22 protein-coding genes and 1 tRNA gene are annotated in these 19,687 nt (G+C 44.8%); 17 read left to right on the top strand and 6 right to left on the bottom strand.

All coding sequences use genetic code 11. The features are described 5' to 3' along the window. Positions 1–7: 7 nt before the first annotated feature. The 5 genes from remB to dnaA all read right to left on the bottom strand — a co-directional run bounded on the left by remB (position 8) and on the right by dnaA (position 4,602). Positions 8–259, bottom strand: a complete 252-nt coding sequence (remB, locus tag AC2TDN_RS14335) for an extracellular matrix regulator RemB (protein ID WP_012772007.1) — start codon at positions 257–259, stop codon at positions 8–10. 30 nt (positions 260–289) lie between these two features. Further along, complete coding sequence (gene recF / locus AC2TDN_RS14330) at positions 290–1,399, bottom strand: DNA replication/repair protein RecF (protein ID WP_484688449.1); 1,110 nt, start codon at positions 1,397–1,399, stop codon at positions 290–292. 28 nt (positions 1,400–1,427) lie between these two features. Further along, positions 1,428–1,643: a S4 domain-containing protein YaaA gene (gene yaaA / locus AC2TDN_RS14325; RefSeq protein WP_169084045.1), complete on the bottom strand. Its 216-nt coding sequence runs from the start codon at positions 1,641–1,643 to the stop codon at positions 1,428–1,430. Between the two features lie 37 nt (positions 1,644–1,680). Further along, on the bottom strand, positions 1,681–2,823 hold the full coding sequence (dnaN, locus tag AC2TDN_RS14320; RefSeq protein WP_484688448.1) for a DNA polymerase III subunit beta: 1,143 nt from the start codon (positions 2,821–2,823) through the stop codon (positions 1,681–1,683). 423 nt (positions 2,824–3,246) lie between these two features. Beyond that, positions 3,247–4,602 carry a chromosomal replication initiator protein DnaA gene (gene dnaA / locus AC2TDN_RS14315; protein ID WP_482066279.1) on the bottom strand — a complete coding sequence of 452 codons (1,356 nt, stop codon included), beginning with the start codon at positions 4,600–4,602 and terminating at the stop codon, positions 3,247–3,249. A gap of 642 nt (positions 4,603–5,244) precedes the next feature. On the opposite strand from dnaA, the gene rpmH reads away from it, so the two are divergent. The 12 genes from rpmH to AC2TDN_RS14255 all read left to right on the top strand — a co-directional run bounded on the left by rpmH (position 5,245) and on the right by AC2TDN_RS14255 (position 16,842). Beyond that, positions 5,245–5,379 (top strand): 50S ribosomal protein L34, encoded by a 135-nt coding sequence (gene rpmH, locus AC2TDN_RS14310; RefSeq protein ID WP_054025773.1) that lies wholly within the window; start codon positions 5,245–5,247, stop codon positions 5,377–5,379. A 127-nt stretch (positions 5,380–5,506) separates the two neighbouring features. After that, a complete protein-coding gene (rnpA, locus tag AC2TDN_RS14305) occupies positions 5,507–5,887 on the top strand; it encodes a ribonuclease P protein component (RefSeq protein WP_482066278.1) in 381 nt (126 codons plus the stop codon). 301 nt (positions 5,888–6,188) lie between these two features. Beyond that, the gene (locus AC2TDN_RS14300; RefSeq protein WP_484688461.1) at positions 6,189–6,911 is read left to right on the top strand and encodes a YidC/Oxa1 family membrane protein insertase; all 723 of its coding nucleotides are present in this window, start codon (positions 6,189–6,191) and stop codon (positions 6,909–6,911) included. Then, positions 6,908–7,531 (top strand): RNA-binding cell elongation regulator Jag/EloR, encoded by a 624-nt coding sequence (gene jag / locus AC2TDN_RS14295; RefSeq protein ID WP_484688447.1) that lies wholly within the window; start codon positions 6,908–6,910, stop codon positions 7,529–7,531. Before AC2TDN_RS14300 ends, jag begins: the two co-directional genes overlap by 4 nt. Before the next feature lie 93 nt (positions 7,532–7,624). Then, positions 7,625–9,004, top strand: a complete 1,380-nt coding sequence (gene mnmE, locus AC2TDN_RS14290; RefSeq protein ID WP_484688446.1) for a tRNA uridine-5-carboxymethylaminomethyl(34) synthesis GTPase MnmE — start codon at positions 7,625–7,627, stop codon at positions 9,002–9,004. Between the two features lie 291 nt (positions 9,005–9,295). Beyond that, the gene (mnmG, locus tag AC2TDN_RS14285; protein WP_484688445.1) at positions 9,296–11,185 is read left to right on the top strand and encodes a tRNA uridine-5-carboxymethylaminomethyl(34) synthesis enzyme MnmG; all 1,890 of its coding nucleotides are present in this window, start codon (positions 9,296–9,298) and stop codon (positions 11,183–11,185) included. Position 11,186: 1 nt separating this feature from the next. Then, positions 11,187–11,909, top strand: a complete 723-nt coding sequence (gene rsmG / locus AC2TDN_RS14280; RefSeq protein WP_482066274.1) for a 16S rRNA (guanine(527)-N(7))-methyltransferase RsmG — start codon at positions 11,187–11,189, stop codon at positions 11,907–11,909. A gap of 573 nt (positions 11,910–12,482) precedes the next feature. Next, positions 12,483–13,301: a nucleoid occlusion protein gene (noc, locus tag AC2TDN_RS14275; protein ID WP_482066273.1), complete on the top strand. Its 819-nt coding sequence runs from the start codon at positions 12,483–12,485 to the stop codon at positions 13,299–13,301. Positions 13,302–13,450: 149 nt separating this feature from the next. Further along, entirely contained in the window at positions 13,451–14,224 is a 774-nt protein-coding gene (locus AC2TDN_RS14270; RefSeq protein WP_482066272.1) for a ParA family protein, read from the top strand. After that, positions 14,205–15,056, top strand: a complete 852-nt coding sequence (locus tag AC2TDN_RS14265) for a ParB/RepB/Spo0J family partition protein (protein WP_482066271.1) — start codon at positions 14,205–14,207, stop codon at positions 15,054–15,056. Before AC2TDN_RS14270 ends, AC2TDN_RS14265 begins: the two co-directional genes overlap by 20 nt. Before the next feature lie 106 nt (positions 15,057–15,162). Continuing rightward, positions 15,163–16,332: an aminotransferase class V-fold PLP-dependent enzyme gene (locus AC2TDN_RS14260; protein ID WP_484688460.1), complete on the top strand. Its 1,170-nt coding sequence runs from the start codon at positions 15,163–15,165 to the stop codon at positions 16,330–16,332. Between the two features lie 27 nt (positions 16,333–16,359). Beyond that, complete coding sequence (locus AC2TDN_RS14255) at positions 16,360–16,842, top strand: DUF4446 family protein (RefSeq protein WP_482066270.1); 483 nt, start codon at positions 16,360–16,362, stop codon at positions 16,840–16,842. Positions 16,843–16,858: 16 nt separating this feature from the next. Here AC2TDN_RS14255 and yyaC read toward each other — a convergent pair whose 3' ends face one another. Continuing rightward, complete coding sequence (gene yyaC / locus AC2TDN_RS14250) at positions 16,859–17,467, bottom strand: spore protease YyaC (protein ID WP_484688444.1); 609 nt, start codon at positions 17,465–17,467, stop codon at positions 16,859–16,861. A 118-nt stretch (positions 17,468–17,585) separates the two neighbouring features. Here yyaC and AC2TDN_RS14245 point away from each other — a divergent pair, with 118 nt between their 5' ends. The 5 genes from AC2TDN_RS14245 (at position 17,586) to AC2TDN_RS14225 (ending at position 19,654) form a co-directional block, all read left to right on the top strand. After that, a complete protein-coding gene (locus AC2TDN_RS14245) occupies positions 17,586–17,840 on the top strand; it encodes a putative Se/S carrier protein (protein ID WP_482066301.1) in 255 nt (84 codons plus the stop codon). Between the two features lie 31 nt (positions 17,841–17,871). Beyond that, positions 17,872–18,747: a mechanosensitive ion channel family protein gene (locus tag AC2TDN_RS14240; RefSeq protein ID WP_482066268.1), complete on the top strand. Its 876-nt coding sequence runs from the start codon at positions 17,872–17,874 to the stop codon at positions 18,745–18,747. Further along, positions 18,737–18,955 carry a DUF951 domain-containing protein gene (locus AC2TDN_RS14235; RefSeq protein ID WP_484688443.1) on the top strand — a complete coding sequence of 73 codons (219 nt, stop codon included), beginning with the start codon at positions 18,737–18,739 and terminating at the stop codon, positions 18,953–18,955. Before AC2TDN_RS14240 ends, AC2TDN_RS14235 begins: the two co-directional genes overlap by 11 nt. 83 nt (positions 18,956–19,038) lie before the next feature. Next, positions 19,039–19,129, top strand: a tRNA-Ser gene (locus AC2TDN_RS14230). Between the two features lie 69 nt (positions 19,130–19,198). After that, complete coding sequence (locus AC2TDN_RS14225; protein WP_484688442.1) at positions 19,199–19,654, top strand: helix-hairpin-helix domain-containing protein; 456 nt, start codon at positions 19,199–19,201, stop codon at positions 19,652–19,654. The last annotated feature ends 33 nt before the right edge of the window (positions 19,655–19,687 follow it).

The following is a 19,687-nucleotide window of genomic DNA, read 5'->3' as shown; positions in this document are numbered from 1 at the left end:
CTTCGCTCTAGCCGTTTGCCGCAAAATGATGGGCTCTTTTCTTCAGCGTAGAGGATGAAATCGGCGAATAATATATTTTCTGCTTCGTTACAACGATCGATTTCGGCTCTTCCTCGCCTATCGTCTCAACGTCCTTGCGCTTGCGTGCTCCCGCAACGAATTGCTTGGATAGTTTAGAGGACTGCTCGATAGATATATCAAAAATGGCCACCAGCTCTGCAGCCCGAATTATTTTCTCGCCGCCCAAATGGATGTACATGCCCTCTTTCTCACCTCTCCTATTCGCAATTTAACGTGTCACTCGGCCGTCATGCACATGATAGATGCCGGCATCTTGAAGCCTGCTCACATTCACGCTTTCAAGGCCGGTCGTTGTAATAAAGGTTTGTACTTTGCTTTGAAATGTCTCAATAAGCTGGGTTTGACGATTCTGATCAAGCTCCGACAGCACATCGTCAAGCAGCAAAAGCGGGTATTCGCCGATTTCCTCGTTAATGAGCTCTATTTCTGCCAATTTTAAAGATAGGGCCGTCGTTCGCTGCTGCCCTTGAGAGCCGAATATTTGCGCTTCTTTGCCGTTTATAAAAAACGCCAAATCATCGCGATGCGGACCCACAAGCGTAACCCCTCTGCGAATCTCCTGATCTCTCACCTGTGTTAACTTTATCATAAATTGATCAAATAAAACAGTTTCATCTTGCTGAGCATCCGCGTCAAATGAAGGACGGTACTCAATCGTGAGCTGCTCAGCACCGTTCGTTATGCCCGAATGAATTTGTTCTGCAAACGTTTGTAATTTATGTATAAAGTGTTTCCTTTTTTTCATAATTTTAACACCATGCTCTGCCAGCTGCATATTCCACACATCCAGCATCGTCTGATTCGCTCCACCAGGATAGGCGGCTTTCAAAAAGTTGTTGCGCTGCTGAAGCACTTTTCCATACTGCTGCAGTGTATACAAATAGCCGGGCTGTACTTGTCCGATTTCCATATCGAGAAACCGTCTTCGTATACCCGGCGTGCCTTTTACAATTTCGAGATCCTCTGGCGCGAACATAACGACATTGACCGAACCGATGAAGTCGCTGAGCTTTCGCTGCTCGAGCCCGTTTATTTTCGCTTTCTTTCCTTGAGCGGAAAATAGCAGATCCAGCTTCATCGATCCGTATTTCTTATCTACCTCGCCCGATATGCGAGCGGAATCGGCCTGCCAGCCAATAAGCTCCTTGTCCTTCGACGTGCGATGCGACTTGGTTAGCGCAAGCACGAATATCGCTTCGAGCAAATTTGTTTTTCCCTGGGCGTTAGGACCAAGAAATACATTCACCTTATTAGGCGTTTGCAGGTCGAGCTCGCTATAGTTCCGATAATTTTGCAGCTGTATGCTCGTTAAAAACAATGTTTTGACCTCCAGGTCCGTTGGTGCGCTACGCTTTGCCTACCGTAAAGACGCCGCAGCCTTCAACCTCTACTTTATCCCCAGCATACAATTTTCTGCCTCGGCGGTTATCTGCTTCCCCGTTGATCATGACGGTATTCTCCTGAAGGAAAAATTTCGCATGACCGCCGGTTGAGATGCAATCCGAAAGCTTCAAAAACTGGCCGAGCGTTATATATTCAGTCTTAATGCCGATTTCCTTCATCGAGATGGGTCATTCCTTTCTTCGCTTAAGCGCTTGGTTAGCCTGTCGTTCTGTAAGGCAAAATGACATACATGCTGTACGCATGATCCATAGGACGAATGATAATCGGGCTCATTGCGCCTGTAAAGCCAATGAACAACTGCTCGCTGTCAATGACCTTGAGCACATCGAGCATATATTTGGAGTTGAAAGCGATTCTTAGCGGTTCTCCGTTAAACTCTTTCGCTTCGAGCTGCTCGGTTACGCGGCCAAGCTCGGTCGAGCTGGATGATATTTCGATGGACCCGTCTTCAAGCGTCATAAGACGAACGATATTCGTTTTTTCCTCACGGGACATCAAGTAGGCACGGTCAATCGAGTCCGTTACATTTTTTGTATCAAGTACAAGTTCTGTTTTGAACGTTTGCGGAATAATCTTAGAAGTATCGGGATAGGTTCCGTCGAGAATACGCGTATAGAACAACATGTTTCCAAGCTTAAATAGAACCTGATTGTCTGCTACAACGATATCGACAAGCGCATTTTGCTCAGGAACAAGCTTCGAAAGCTCAATAAGCGTTTTAGCCGAAATAACGACATTGCTGAATTTGAACTGGGAGTCTGTGTCGACTTGTGCAGTGCGGCTTGCCAGACGATGGCGGTCGGTTGCGACAAATTTCAGCTCGCCTTCAAGCAAGTTCCATAATACGCCCGTCAAAATAGGTGTTTGTTCGCTAGTCGAAGCTGCAAGAACGGTTTGACGAATCATCGCTTTTAATAAATCGCCAGGCAATTGAAGCACTTCATTTTGTTCAATAGACGGAAGCACTGGGAATTCCTCTGGATCTAGTCCGACCATTTGGATTTCGGTTGAACCGGAGCGAATGACCGTTTGATACGTATTGCTCACTTCGATTACGACTTGTTCGGAAGAAAGCTTTTTTACGATTTCGACAAAAAATTTGGCTGGTAAAACGACGCTTCCGGGTTTATCCACATGTGCAATAACGAATTGATCTCTCTCCACAGGGATATAGCTTTGAATCGATATATCGGTATCGCTTGCGGTTAGTGTTACCCCAAGGTGCGTAACTTCGATTTTGATACCTCCGAGGATCGGTATGGCAGGGCGGGAGGAAACAGCCTTCGCTACTTGCTGGATCGCGTCGTTTAATTCATTTTTTGAGATTGTTAAATTCATGGTTTCACTCCTAGCGTTCTTATAAATTCATCCAAGTATGAGTTCGCACGAACCAATGTTGTTGGGTTCAAGAGGCGACAGCCGTTTACGCTTTAAATATAAGGTGTATAAATTGCTTCTTATACGATGCTTATATTTCTGCGCGAAACGAGCTTTTGCCTTCAGAATTGGCGACAGCCGTTTACGCTTTAAATATAAGGATGTATAAATTTGATCTTTATACGATGCTTATATTTCTGCGCGAAACGAGCTTTTGCCTTTCAGAAAAGGCGTCAGCCGTTTACGCTTGTTTGATGATGTTTTTTTAAAGATTTTTAGTAGTCGTAGTAGTAGGGGCCCTGAATATGTGGATAACCCCGTGGAAGACCGATAAAGCAAGCCTATCCACATGTGCATAGCGTGTGCATAGGCTTGCTTAGTTGTTCACATATGATTTTTGATTTTTTCGGTCAGGTTTTGAATGATTTTGTACAGGTCCTGATCGATCTTTAGCTGCTGCGTAATTTTCTCATGGGCATGGATGACGGTCGTATGGTCACGGCCTCCGAATGCCTCTCCGATCTTAGGCAGCGAGAAGTCCGTCAGCTCCCGCGATAAATACATTGCGATTTGCCGCGGAAAGGCTACGGCCTTCGTCCGTTTCCGCGCTTTGAACTCCTCAAGCCGCAGTCCGTAGAACTCTCCAACTTTTGTCTGAATATCAAGCATCGTTATCATTCTAGGCCGGCTGGAAGGAATGATATCCTTGAGCGCTTCGGCCGCCAAATGCGACGTAATGTCAGCGTTTATTAAGGAGGAATAGGCGACTACCCTAATAAGGGCGCCTTCCAATTCACGAATGTTCGTATCGATTTGATTGGCGATATAGATCATTGCTTCATTCGGAATATCTAAATTTTCGGCTCGTGCTTTCTTGCGCAAGATGGCGATCCTCGTCTCCAGGTCCGGCGGCTGAATGTCGGTAATGAGTCCCCATTCAAAGCGGGAGCGGAGCCGATCTTCCAACGTCGGAATTTCCTTAGGCGGGCGATCACTTGAGATGACGATTTGCTTTCGTTCCTCGTGCAGTGCATTAAAGGTGTGGAAAAACTCCTCCTGCGTCTGCTCTTTTCCGGCTAGAAATTGAATATCGTCAATAAGCAGAACGTCGATATTGCGGTATTTCGTACGGAAGCTCTCGCCGCGGTTATCGCGGATGGCGTTGATGAATTCGTTCGTAAATTTCTCTGACGAGATATATAGAACCCTGGTATTGGGGTTATGATCCATGATGTAGTGGCCAATTGCGTGCATCAAGTGGGTTTTTCCCAGCCCAACGCCACCATACAGAAATAATGGATTGTAAGCTTTGGCCGGTGCTTCCGCAACAGCAAGCGATGCTGCATGCGCAAAACGGTTGTTCGCTCCGATTACGAATGTATCAAACGTATATTTCGGGTTAAGCATATGAGTAGGCGTTGCTTCTTCGTTCATGACAGGGGAATTTACCATTCTGGGCGGAAACATATAAGCCGGTTCCGCGCCCTTAAGTTCTTCTATAGAGAAACGAACATCTACCTGTCTTCCCAAAAACTCGAACAGTGTCGTTCGAATTAGCTTCGTATAACGGCCCTCCAGCCATTCGGCCGCAAATGTTGTCGGCGCTGTTACTTCAAGCATAGAATCATCGACAAAAGAAGCCTTCGTCGCTTTGAACCAGGTGTCAAAGCTCGGCTTGCTTAATTTAGTCTGGATGATTGACAACACTTGCTGCCATAAATCATAGGTATGGCTGTCCACAGACTGTCACTCCTTATCCAATCGCCTCGAATGGCGCAGTTACAAGAAAAAATGTCGAAAATCAGGGTTTTATAACGAAAGCATCCACATTATACAGAAGAATTTGCGAATGAGTTATAAATAGGGGATGAGTTTGTTCACAATGTTATCCACAGGCTGTTGATAAAACTGAGGCAATATTGATCTAATCCACAGTGAAAACATAATTATCATAGCAAAAGATGCCTTATATTTCAACGAATTCGCATATTTTATCCACATTCTCAACTGGTTGTGCATAAAAGTTATCTACACCACTACATATTGTTTATATCTTGTTAAGATTTCGACAAAGTTCTTTTTGGCTGTCTGTGGATTGTGCACATGTTATTAGTTTTTTATAAACGGCGCCTTTTCATGCGTTTATCCACAGACGGTAATCCCAAATTTTTATCAACAGGAAGAAGATCAACTGGGTCATTGACTTTTGACTGCCAACGTGGTTTAATAAAAAAAGCGTTTTTTTAAATATAAGGCCTTGTAAGTCGTATGCTTATGAAGCTGCTTATATTTCACCGCGAAACGATGCTGCTCCGTCAAATGATGGCGGCGAGAGCCGTTTACGCTTGATTTGGAAACACGCAGTATAGGAGGTGCAGAACGATGAGACCTACATTTAGACCTAATGTAAGCAAACGCGCGAAAGTGCATGGATTCCGCAAACGGATGAGCACGAAGAACGGACGTAAAGTTTTGGCAGCGCGTCGTCAAAGAGGAAGAAAAGTACTGAGCGCATAAGCAGAAGACCACGTCCGGTGGTCTTTTTTTTTTGCTTGTGAGGATGAGGAGTGGGTAGCAGGCTGCTTAGCCTGCTCACTTGCTGGCGATACTTAGAAGATCAACGAGAGAACGGTGGCCATCAGTCGTGCATAGAAAATTGCGTCTTCGCAATCGTGAAGACTTTAGCCGAATTTATCGAGGCGGCAAATCGTTTGCGAATGGGCAGTTTGTCGTCTATTGGTCAAAGCAGCCATCGGCGGAGCCTTTTCGCTTAGGTGTGTCTGCCAGCAAAAAGATAGGCAATGCGGTTGTGCGCAATCGCATGCGCCGAATGATAAAGGAAATCGTGCGTCATCAAGCAAATCGGATCGTCCCCAAAACCGACTTCATACTAATAGTAAGAAAGCCAGCTACGATGATGAAGATGAAGGAAATGGAGAAGAGCGTCCTTCATGTATTAAAGAAGGCTGGATTGCTGAAGAACTCAAACAACGCGAGCAGCACGAAGGCGAAGCAGGCAGATTAGCGTTATTCTGCAGGCTTGCTTTGCGTACCTAAAATAAGCTATTCGCTCTGAGTGAAGAAAGCGGATGCATGAATAGTCTCGTTGTTTCTTTGTCCTATAAATTATGGTATAGTCTAGAATGAAAATATACGCTTGTATAAGATATATAATGCCTATATTTCGTCATGAACAAATGCTTTGCCGCAAGGGTACGGCCATAGCCGTTATCGCTTGATGTAATGGCTCTTAGAGAGGAGTTTTAAAGTTGTTGTTTTGGACAAAAAACAAAAAGTGGATTTTAGTAGCGGGACTGGTTCTACTTATGGGTGTGCTGGCAGGATGCGGCGCTCCAACAAACCAGACGACGGAAACCGCTGATTTATTGAAGGGGAACTTCTGGGATAAACATGTCGTCTACTATTTTGCCTTGACGCTTGATACGTTCGCAGGCTGGTTTGGCGAATCCTACGGACTTGCTATATTGCTCCTGACGATTATTGTAAGAACGTTGATTTTACCTTTAACGCTAAAACAGTACCGCAGCTCGAAAGCGATGCAGGCGCTGCAGCCGCAAATGGCAGAAATTAAAAAGAAGCACAAGGATAACCCGCAGAAGCAGCAAGAAGAGACAATGAAGCTGTTCCAGACGCATAAGGTTAATCCGATGGCGGGCTGCTTGCCGCTGATTGTTCAAATGCCGATTTTTATCGCATTGTACAATTCCATCTACAAAAATCCTGATATTCGCGAGCATACCTTCTTATGGCTGGAGCTCGGGGAGAAGGATCCCTATTACATTCTACCGTTACTTGCAGCAGCAACGACTTTCATTCAGTCGAAGATGATGCAGAAGCAGCAAACACAAACGATGCCGGGTATGGGCATGATGCTGACGATTTTCCCTGTGCTTATATTTGTAATGGCACTTTCATTCCCAGCAGCTCTTCCTCTTTATTGGGTTTACAGCAACATTTACACCATTGTTCAGAACTACTTCCTGTACGTTCGTTCATCTGACAAGGGTAAGGAGGCCCCTGCGAAATGAAGAAAATCGTTGCATCAGGAAAAACGGTAGAAGATGCTGTACGTAACGGTTTGTCACAATTGCAAGTAACTGAAGACCGCGTTAAACAAGTTGTGTTGGAACAGCCCACTAAAGGTTTTTTTGGACTGTTCGGCGCAAAGGAAGCGAAAGTTGAGCTTGAGCTAATTCCCGATCCTATGCTGGAAGCGGAGCAATTTCTCCGTGAAGTTGCTGGTACAATGGGGCTGCAAGTAAACATCGATCGAAAGCAAACAAGAGAAGGTACCCAGCTTGCCGTATCGGGCAGCGGAGACCTTGGTTTGCTGATTGGACGTCGCGGACAAACGTTGGATGCATTACAGTACTTGGTTAATATTGTGGCTAATCGTTACTCAGACAGTCATTTGCGTATCGTGCTTGATGCAGAGGATTTTCGGGAGCGCCGCCGCAAGACGTTAGCGGATTTATCCGACCGTTTGGCGGGACGAGTCATTCGCACGAGGAAGGAAGTTGTCCTGGAGCCAATGTCGCCCCATGAGCGCAAAGTTATTCATTCGCAGCTGCAGAATCACCCTAAGGTGAAGACGTTCAGTAAAGGCGACGAGCCGAATCGGCGAGTTGTCATAGCACTTAGGCAGTAATCATTAAACAACTTTATAAGAAACTATACGCTATCCACAGCAATGGCTCATAATGGTCATTGCTGTTTTTCCATTTGAGAGGTGCTGACAGCAATGGTACACGATACGATAGCAGCCATATCGACAGCAGTCGGAGAAGGCGGCATCGCCATTATTAGAGTAAGCGGACCGGAGGCAATTGCCGGAATCACAACCGTATTTCGTTCGAAAATAAGCTTGAAGGATGCACAAACGCATACGCTGCATTATGGTCATATCATTGACCCAGCGACAGGCGAAGAGGTGGAAGAGGTTCTCGTGACGCTTATGCGTGGTCCTCGCTCCTTTACGGCTGAGGATGTCGTTGAGATTAATGCGCATGGCGGCGTCATTGCCGTTAAGAAGGTACTTGATGTTGTATTACAGCTCGAGGGTTACCGGACAGCGGAGCCTGGTGAGTTTACGAAGCGTGCTTTCCTGAATGGTCGGATCGACCTGATGCAGGCAGAAGCTGTAATTGATTTGATTCGATCCAAGTCAGATCGTGCTTTTTCGGTTGCAAGGAAGCAGGCGGAAGGTGTTCTATCCAAGCGGATCAAAGCTTTAAGGCAGACGGTTATTGAGCTGCTTGCTCATATAGAAGTGAACATTGATTATCCTGAGCATGACGTAGAGGAAATGACGAGCTCGTTCATTCGTGACCAATGCGATTCTGCTATTGATGAAATAGATCGTCTGTTAAAAACGGCGAATGAAGGCAAAATATTAAGAGAAGGCATTGTGACGGCTATCGTAGGACGGCCAAATGTCGGCAAGTCCTCGCTTATGAATGTGTTGACTCAAGAAAATAAGGCGATCGTTACCGATATCCCTGGTACGACACGCGATGTCATTGAACAGTTTGTAGCGTTGAACGGAATTCCACTTAGGCTGCTGGACACTGCGGGCATTCGTGAAACGACAGACGTGGTTGAGCGAATAGGAGTAGAGCGTTCGCGCAATGCGCTGGAAGAAGCGGATCTCATCTTGTTCGTGCTTAATTATAATGAGCCGCTGCAATTAGAGGATATTGAACTTTTGCGCCAAATGAAGGGTCGTCCCGTTATTGCGATCATTAATAAGACTGACTTGCCGCGTCAATTAGAAATTGAGGTGGTGGAGGAGTCGATTTCTGCCGATTCCATCGTAAAAATGTCGGTTCTTGAGGAAGACGGGCTCGATCGTTTAGAGAAGACGATTAGCGAGATGTTTTTTGAAGGTCAGCTTGAATCTGGTGATCTGACATATGTCAGCAACGTTCGACATATTGCTTTATTGAAGCGGGCTAAACAATCGTTGGTTGATGCAATAGAAGCTTCGGATGCCGGCATTCCCATAGATCTTATTCAGATCGATGCGCGTTCGGCGTGGGAATCGCTTGGCGAAATACTTGGCGATGAAGCCGGCGACTCATTGATTGACCAAATATTTTCGCAGTTTTGCTTAGGTAAATAGATGGAAGCAGGCTAGAAGTAGGCTATTTCGGTAAAATTGAATTATGCTTATAGAGTAAGGTGTATATTGAAGCGTTAACTGAGTTTCAATTTATAATAGCAGTGAAAGCCTAGCTAGTTAATCATGTAGGTTTTCTTCAAATATTAAAGCTTAAGTTGTTGTTGCAAGCTTACGATGTGGTTTACTTTGAAAACCTAAGATAATGCTTACGAAGTAGGTTTTCTTCGAAAACCTAAGATAATGCTTACGAAGTAGGTTTTCTTCGAAAACCTTTAGGAGGGTAAAAAGACAATGAGGTATTTAGCTGGTGAATATGACGTTATCGTCATCGGAGCGGGGCATGCTGGCTGTGAGGCTGCGCTTGCTGCGGCTCGTATGGGCTGCGAGACGCTTCTGCTTACGATAAATTTAGACATGGTTGCTTTTATGCCTTGTAATCCATCGATCGGCGGTCCTGCAAAAGGGCATGTTGTGCGTGAGATTGATGCGCTGGGCGGCGAGATGGGACGCAATATCGATAAAACCTTTATTCAAATGAGAATGCTCAATACAGGTAAAGGACCGGCTGTGCATGCACTTCGTGCACAAGCCGACAAATTTGATTATCAGCATGTCATGAAAAAGACAATCGAGGAAACCCCGCATTTGACGCTTCGTCAAGGGATGGCGGAGGAGCTTATCGTTGAAGACGGAAAATGCTTAGGAATCGTAACCAAAACAGGTGCGGAATATCGCGCACGTACAACGGTGGTTACAACAGGTACGTATTTGCGCGGTAAAATTATTATGGGCGAGCTGATGTACGAGAGCGGTCCGAACAATCAACAACCTTCAATTCGATTATCCGCTAGCTTGAAAGAAAACGGATTGGAGCTCGTTCGTTTTAAAACGGGTACGCCTCCGCGCGTGCATAAGGATTCGATTGATTTCTCCAAAACCGAAATTCAACCAGGTGATGACCAGCCTAAGTTTTTCTCCCATGAAACTGAGTCATCAACGAATGAACAGCTTCCTTGCTGGTTGACGTATACATCAGAAGCGACGCACAAAATTATTAATGACAACTTGCATCGTGCTCCAATGTTCTCGGGCGCTATCGAGGGAACAGGTCCACGCTACTGCCCTTCTATCGAGGACAAAATTGTACGTTTCGCGGATAAGCCTAAACATCAAATTTTCCTGGAGCCTGAAGGTAAAAATACTTCCGAGTATTATGTGCAGGGTCTATCTACAAGTATGCCAGAGGATGTACAGCTCGGCATTTTACGATCAATACCAGGTTTGGAAAAAGTTGAAATGATGCGTAACGGCTATGCGATTGAATATGATGCCGTGGTGCCTACTCAGCTATGGCCATCCTTGGAGACAAAGGTGATCGATAGCTTATTTACAGCTGGACAAATTAACGGAACCTCTGGATATGAAGAAGCAGCAGGACAAGGCGTTATGGCCGGCATTAATGCAGCACGTAAAGTGCAAGGCAAAGAACCGATTATCATTGGCCGTTCTGAAGGGTATATCGGGGTCATGATCGATGATCTCGTTACGAAAGGTACAAATGATCCTTACCGCTTGCTTACTTCAAGAGCGGAATATCGTTTGCTGCTCCGTCACGACAATGCGGATCTGCGCTTGACGCCAACTGGCTATGAGATCGGTCTTATTTCGGAAGAGCGTTACAATAAATTTTTGCGTAAAAAAGAGTTAGTTGAAATCGACATTGAACGTTTGCGTGGAACAAAGGTAAAGCCGGACCAAGTCAATGATATGCTGACAGCTGCTGGTACAGCGCCGATGGAGCATGGAACGGATGCCTTATCGCTGCTTCGTCGTCCGGAAGTTACGTATGCGATGCTTGAGACTGTCGTTCCTTCCGTTCCGGAAATGTCGGAGGAAATGAAAGAGCAGGTCGAAATTCAAATTAAATATGCTGGTTATATTGAGAAGCAGCTTGTACAGGTTGAGCGTCTCAACAAAATGGAGAAAAAGCGGATACCAGATGATATCGATTATGGTGATGTTCGCAGTTTGGCTTCGGAGGCGAAGCAGAAGCTTAGTCTTATTCGGCCGCTTTCGATTGGGCAAGCATCTCGCATTGCCGGCGTAACACCAGCGGATATTTCAATTCTACTCGTTTACTTGGAGCATTATAACCGTGTAACGGCAGCGAGAGGTTCATAATATGGATGAAACATTGAAATGGTTTACGACACGAATGGAGGAGAGTGGAATTCCGCTTTCTCCCGTTCAACTCAATCAGTTTGAGCTTTATTACCGGCTGCTTGTCGAGTGGAACGAAAAGATGAATTTGACTGGCATTACGGAAAGAGATGCCGTTTACGAAAAGCATTTTTACGACTCGGTTTCGCTTTCCTTCTATACAAATATGAGCAGCGTGCGCAAGCTTGCCGATATTGGATCTGGAGCGGGTTTTCCGAGTATTCCTTTAAAGATCTGTTTCCCGCACTTGCAGGTGATGATCGTTGACTCTTTAAACAAAAGAATTCAGTTTCTCACGCATCTAAAGGAGCAGCTTGGTTTGGATGATGTACTTTGCTTGCATGGTCGAGCTGAAGATATTGCACAACTGCCCGAGCATCGCGATAGCTATGACGTTGTAACAGCAAGAGCAGTTGCACGGTTGAATGTGTTGAATGAATTTTGTTTGCCTTTTGTGAGGAAGGGCGGCTTGTTCGCCGCGATGAAGGGTTCTCAAACTGATGAAGAGGTCAGAGAAGCATCCTTTAGTTTGAGAGAGCTAAAAGCCAAAATTAAATCTCAGCATCAGTTGTCTCTTCCAAACGAGCAGTCCGAGCGTCATATTATTTTAATCGAGAAGCATGAAGGCACTCCGCGTAAATACCCTAGAAAAGCAGGGACACCGCTTAAGCAACCGTTAATTTAGTAGTAGTGATATGTTCCACGTGAAACATTAAGAGTAAGTAGAATTATCGCCATATTTATACAACAATTATTTGTTCATAAGAAGTGTCAAGCAGGAGATCGTTCAGCTGTAGTCGAATTATTAAGTAGATGAAGAGACAGGACGATCCGTTAGGTTAGCGAGTACGATTGCGGTTGCCATCGTGCAGCATACTTCGTAATGCGGGTGAATATAAGCATCGTATAAGGGTTATAGGCTATACCTGATTATATTTTAAATGATGCCTCTCCTATCATTACCGAATGAATATTGTTATGGATGTTCGCCGTGCAGTTGACGATTATTACCTGAGAGAGGTTCTAGCGACCGAAAATAATCTAATTGGCAATGAACCAATCTTACTGCTGAAGCGTATTTATTGCAAAAACCTTGTAATTGCTTTTTAATAGAATAATAGTATATTCTGGGCACGATATGGAAATATGCTGATATTTTATATGAAACTCATTGTTTTCGACGCTAAGTGGAGAAAATGGTTTCATTTGAAGTGATTAAAAACAAGGTTTATCTCATGATCGGGTGGTAATTAGCGATATGAAAGAACAATTTTCTCGATTGTTCGGCCTGTCCGAGCAGCGCATACCTCAAGAAGAAGTTCGGCAAATACCGATTCAGGAAATTGATGCGAGTCCTTTTCAACCGCGTACGATTTTTGATGACGACAGAATTGAAGAGTTATGCCAGACGATAAAAACGCATGGCGTTATTCAGCCTATCGTTGTTCGTATGCGTAATGGAAGATATGAAATTATTGCGGGGGAGCGTCGGTGGCGCGCCGTTACTAAGCTTGGGTATGATACGATTCCAGGCATTGTTCGTGAATTCAATGATTCACAGACGGCATCTATTGCATTAATAGAAAATCTTCAACGTGAAAATCTCTCAGCTATTGAAGAAGCGGTCGCGTATCAGAAGCTGATTGAGCTTCATCAGCTAACGCAAGAGAGCTTGGCCCAACGCCTCGGCAAGAGTCAATCCACAATTGCAAATAAATTGCGATTATTAATGCTAAATGATACGATTAAGATGGCGTTAATGGAACGTAAAATTACCGAGCGTCATGCGAGAGCATTGCTGTCGCTAGATACAGAGGAATTACAGCTTAAAGTATTAGAAGAAATCACTACAAAAGATCTTAATGTAAAGCAAACGGAAGTCAGAATCGCCTTCTTAAAGGAATCGACGAAACTGAAAAAAGCGAAACGCATATCCTTTACGAAGGATGTACGTTTAGCTCTTAATACCATTAGACAATCGATTGAAATGGTTTCAGGATCCGGATTGCAAATAAAGACAAACGAAAAGGATCATGATGACCATTATGAAATTGTCATTCAGATCCCTAAACGATAGTTATAGAATGCTTTAAAATCATTCATATTATACTTATTTAGTGCCGCCCTCACTGAGGGCGGCGATGCCATTTTTAGCTAAAGTTTCATTTTCGTTCAGTCAACATGAAAACAGCACATATAAGTTTTACACATAGAGGTGAGCCGGTTTTGTCGAAAATTATTGCAATAGCCAATCAGAAGGGCGGTGTCGGAAAAACGACAACGTCTGTCAATTTAGCTGCCTGTTTAGCATCGCTTGGTAAAAAAGTACTGCTAGTTGATATTGATCCACAAGGAAATACAACGAGTGGACTAGGTATCAACAAGGGCGATGTAACAAATTGTATTTATGATGTACTTATTAATGATGTCCATCCAAATGATGCTATGTTCGAAACTAGCGTTCCAGGCTTGAAAATCATACCTGCGACTATTCAATTGGCCGGAGCGGAGATCGAGCTAGTTCCAACGATATCTCGTGAGCTGCGTCTGAAAAAATCGTTGCATTTGGTTAAGGATGAATTCGATTATGTTCTAATCGATTGCCCTCCCTCGCTCGGTATATTGACGATTAACTCATTGACCGCAGCTGATTCTGTACTTATTCCTATTCAGTGTGAATATTATGCGCTTGAAGGATTAAGTCAGCTATTAAATACAGTGAGACTCGTTCAAAAGCATTTGAATACAACCCTTCAGATCGAAGGCGTTCTTCTCACGATGCTGGACGCAAGAACGAATCTTGGTATTCAAGTTATTGAAGAGGTAAAAAAGTATTTTCAACAGAAGGTTTATCAAACGATTATCCCTCGCAATGTCCGTTTAAGTGAGGCGCCATCGCATGGTCAAGCTATTATCACATATGATCCACGATCTAAAGGTGCGGAAGTTTATCTTGAACTCGCAAAGGAAGTGATTATGTATGAGCAAGCGGCTAGGTAGAGGGCTGGATGCGCTTATCCCATCGCTTTCTGTTAATGACGATGACAAAGTAGTTGAAATTTCATTAACTCAATTAAGACCCAATCCGTATCAGCCAAGGAAAACATTCGACGAGGATTCCATTAAGGAATTAGCGGAATCGATTAAGCAGCATGGCATCATTCAACCTATTATTGTACGTACCGTGTTAAAGGGCTATGAGATCATTGCAGGGGAAAGACGTTTCCGAGCTTCTCAGTTTTGCGGAAATGCAACGATTCCTGCTGTAGTAAGATCCTTTACCGATCAACAGGTTATGGAGATTGCTTTAATCGAAAACCTTCAGCGTGAGGATTTGAACGCTATTGAGGTAGCCATTGCTTACCAAGCACTCATTGACAAGTTCAAGCTTACACAAGAGGAACTGTCCATGAAGGTTGGAAAATCTCGTTCTCACATCGCAAACTTTGTTCGATTGCTTTCACTGCCAACAGAAATCAAGGACAATGTTTCACGTGGAACAATTTCCATGGGACATGCAAGAGCTTTGGTTGGCATTAAGGATGATAAGGTACAGAAGGAATTAGCCGACCTTGCCGTTTCCTTAGAGTGGAGCGTGCGCGAGCTGGAAGAGGCGATTCAGAAGCTGGATACGAAGCAGCCAGAGGACAAAACAAAGCCGAATCAAAAAAAACGCGATCCTTACATCGACCATTTAGAGGAATCGCTTAGGGAACGATTCAAGACAACGGTGAAGATAAAACAGCAAAAAGATAAAGGCAAAATAGAGCTTCAGTATTATAGCAAACAGGATTTAGAAAGATTGCTAGAGCTGCTTCAGTATATGGCATAGCTATACCAAACCATGGCATACCTAAGTTGAAATCTTGCTTTTGAAAGATTAAACTAAGGTATGCCATTGTTGTGACTAGTTAGCTTGGAAAGGCGTGAAAATCGTGATAAACAATGAACAAACGGTTATTTATTTGGATCATGCGGCAACCTCTTGGCCTAAACCGCCTGCTGTAACGGATGCGGTCGTAAATGCCATGTTGAATGATGCTGCTAATCCTGGAAGAGGCAGCCATGCAATGGCTGTGCGAGCAAGCCGTGTATTGTTTGAAACGCGCAAGCAGCTAGCAAAGCTGTTTAACATAAAAAACCCAAATGATATTGCATTTGCATCCAATACGACGATGGCGCTTAATATGGCGATTAAAGGCTGGCTTAAACCAGGTGATCACGTTATTGCCACATCGGTTGAGCATAACTCGGTCAGAAGGCCGCTATATTTTTTGGAGCAAACAATTGGCATTGAAGTAACCTATGTAGAATCCGATGAACGTGGAAACCTAAATATAGATGACGTTGCTAAAGCGATACGTCCTCATACAACGCTGGTTGTCGTGAATCATAGCTCAAACCTGTTGGGAACGATTATGCCGGTTGCTGATATTGCGGAGCTCACAAGAAAACATGGCATTAAGCTGCTTGTGGATGCTGCACAAAGTGCCGGGATTATTCCGGTTGATGTGAAGGCGATGGGCATTCATATGCTTGCGTTCCCTGGGCATAAAGGGTTGCTTGGTCCACAGGGCACAGGAGGGCTGTACATCGATCCGGAGCTGGAATTGGTGCCATTGCTGCATGGAGGAACTGGGAGCCAATCAGAGGCGCTTGAGCAGCCTCAGGTTAGGCCGGACAGGTATGAGGCAGGTACGCAAAATACGCCAGGTTTGGCAGGGCTCAAAGCGGGTGTTCAGCATGTACTGAATGAGACGGTACAGAACATCCATACTAAGGAATGGACTCTGACGCAAAGGCTTATTCAAGGTCTTTTGCCGGTGAAGGGAGTCAAGCTGCTTGGTCCGGAATTAGGCGAGAATCGAACAGGAATTGTAGCTTTTAATTTACAAAATGTCGATCCCTCGGAGCTGTCGTTTATATTGGATCAGCATTACCGAATTGCGGTGCGAGCAGGCTTTCATTGTACACCGCTCGCACATGCTAGCGCAGGAACGACAGCAACGGGTGCGATACGTGCTAGTGTAGGTATTTATACAACGGATTTGGAGATTGATGCTTTAACGGATGCTATTAAGGAAATAGCACAACAGTATGGGGCTTAGCAATGAATTGGGGGCGGAACAACAACGATGGAAGACTGGACATCAAATCCGATGAATGCTGTATCGGTGGTATTAGCTTTATTGGTCATCATTTTATTTATTTGGATAGCAATTGTTGGCGGGCGGCTGAAAAAGCTTAGGAAGCAATATACAGCGGTCATGGGGAATACAGGTTTAACGAATATGGAAGATGTCATCGTTGAGTTGAAGGAAGGGCTGGCTGAGCAGAAGCAAGCGAACCAACAATTGAAGGATCAGCTAGCTGTTGTGCAAACGTCACTCCCCAATCAGAAAGGTAAAGTGGGCATCATTCGTTACAATGCTTTTTCCGAGCAGGGTAGTGATCTCAGCTTCTCAATCGCTATCGTTAATGAAGAGAAGGACGGTGCTGTTTTTACGGGCATCCACAGCCGGGACAATACGTATGTGTATGCAAAGCCGCTTGAAAAAGGGGAATCCGCATACCCGCTTACACCGGAAGAGCGTAAAGCTATATTGGAAGCTAAATAATGCGGCATAGTTAAACTTAAATATTGTCAGCCGCGGCCGTTTGCTCAAGAACGCTGGTGGAGAGATGGGCATGGTTTGTAATAGCTGTAAATAAGCTGATTGCAATAATTTCGGACATCTTCATAACGAGATGGAGACGTGTATTTTGCAGGACAAAGTATTCCATAAAACCGCCTACATTTACGATGCCGGTTAGATGGATATCGCCAACCGGAGGGAGATCCTTATTGACGCCAGCACCTGGGCGAACAGGACCGATTCCAAGTTGAATGCTGCCTACACTCGATACTTGGCCAAGACAAGCATCGATTCCGATAACGAACGGTTTATGGAAACGACGATTGATTTCTAAAAGTGTATCATCCAGATTCATGGCATGGACAGGATTCTCTAAGGTGCCGAATAATGAAAAATGAGGGCTGCGGTACTTTGCCAAGGACGTTCCGATTAAAGGTCCCAAGGAATCGCCAGTGGAGCGATCCGTTCCAACGCATACGACAACAATAGGGCGGTTATCCGCCATATCATCAAGGAAGGTCGTAAGGCGATTGACCAGCATGCCGATAACGTTAGGGGTCGTATAGGGTACCTTTAATGGCGTCTCTTTAATAAATGGAAGCTTCATAGAATCCCTCCGATAATACCGATATGATACTAGTATATGGATGGGACAACCATTTTATACGTCAGGTAGTTTGATATTTAAGGCTAAGCCGATGAAGGATGTTTGCCGCTGCAAACCAATGGGGGTCTTGCTCGTGTTAATTGCATTTGATTCCACTCAGCAGGCTCTGCGCGCAGAGATGCTGCTCGAATACGCTGAGATAGAAATCGACATTTGTCCAACGCCAAAGGAAATAACGGCAGGCTGCGCGTTGTCAATACATTTTCCAGAAGAGGATTTGTCTCTGGTGAAGGAAGTTATTGAGCAGGAAAATGTAGAAATTAGAGGCATATTCAAACCATTGCAATCTGGGTATGAACAACTAGAGATTTAAGCGCGAATAGTGAGGTCGAGGAGGAATGACGATGTCAATCACAGAACGATACGACAAAGCTGTTATATGGTTGACAGACAATAATGTATGGCAGGCTTTCGGCAGTTCAGCGCTGCGCGTAATACTTTTTTTGATTGTGGGACGTTTTGCGGTATGGATCATACATAAAACCATCGATCGAGTTGTGCTTGAACGCGAAAGCAAGCGGCCTCCAAACCATACAAGGCGCATGACAACCGTATGCAAGCTCCTGAAAAATGTCGTTTCTTATGTTGTCTATTTCATAACGGTCATGCTAATCTTGTCTGAGTTCGGCATTAATTTGGGACCATTGCTCGCGGGGGCAGGCGTACTGGGGCTTGCCATTGGTTTTGGTGCTCAAAGCTTGGTGAAGGATATTATTACAGGATTCTTTATTGTGCTCGAGGATCAATTCGCAGTTGGAGATGTGATCCAAACGGGGCAATTTAAAGGAACGGTAGAGGTAATCGGACTTCGAACGACGCGGATTCAGAGCTGGACGGGAGAGGTTCATATTGTTCCCAATGGCATGATTAATGAGGTTACGAATTTCTCCATAAATAATACGATTGCTGTCGTAGATATCTCGGTTGCGTATGAGGAAGAGGTTGATCGCGCTCTTGAAGTCATTCGCTATACGATGGTTACGATGAAGGATGATAATCTTATCAATGCGCCAGAGGTGCTGGGCATACAAGCGATTGCTCCTACAGGAGTAACCTTGCGCGTAATCGCAGAATGCCGTCCTAATACGCATCCTATCGTAGCTCGGAAGCTGAATATGGAAATTAAGAAGGCGCTGGACGCCAGCGGAATTGAAATTCCATATCCACGAATGGTTACATATCATCGCAATGAAAAGGGAGGCGTAAAAGATGGAGCGTAAGCAGTTTGAGCTTGGTGATGTCGTTCAAATGAAAAAACAGCATCCATGCGGCTCTAATGAGATGGAGATCATTCGAATGGGGATGGACATTCGCATTAAGTGCGTAGGCTGCAAGCATAGTGTCCTGATACCAAGAGCAAAGTTTGAGAAGAACATGAAGAAGGTGCTTCGTTCAAAAACATCGGATGATGGCATAACTGGCATATAGTCGGAAACAAACCGAATGCTAGAATTATTTTGGACAAGTACTTGCGTGAGGACATGGCGTGTGATACAATAATTTTTACATGCGGAGAGGTACCCAAGAGGCCCAAGGGGGCTGACTCGAAATCAGCTAGGCGGGTCAAACCGTGCGTGGGTTCGAATCCCACCTTCTCCGCCATTATATAACAACAGCCAAACGATTCGATCGACGAATCGTTTTTTTTATATATTCAGGGAGGTACGCTCATTGAGTACGCCAAAGCTGCCATTAACGGATGATGAACGGAAGCGGTTGCGACAAGCAAAAATCAAGCTCATCGATGTAGCAGGTTTCTCGGCAGATGAACTTAGCGTGAGCTTAAATGTACCTGAAGCAAGGGCGAACCTTTTGCTAGCGCTTGCAAAGTTTCAAGCCGTGCCTTCCATTGGCCCAAGCCTCGCGAATAATCTAGTGGAGCTAGGCTTTTATTTCCTGGAGCAGATTAAGAGCGGCGGAGAGAGAGCGCAGCTTGTGGAGCGTCTGGAACGGCTGCACGGCGTTTGGATGGACCCGTGCGTCGAAGACGTTATGCGGCTCGCTGTGCATCATGCGAACGATCCAGGAAGCGATAAGCAGTGGTGGGATTTTACGGCGGAGAGGAAAGCATACAGAAAAAAGTATGGTTATCCCGCTGACCGGCCAAGCAAAGCTTGGCACGAATAAAAATCATTAATTGTTTAAGCACCATAAGAAGAG

Source organism: Paenibacillus sp. Y660 (assembly GCF_057221575.1).
Note: the sequence above shows the minus strand (reverse complement) of the source record. Positions and strands in the feature narration are given on the sequence as shown.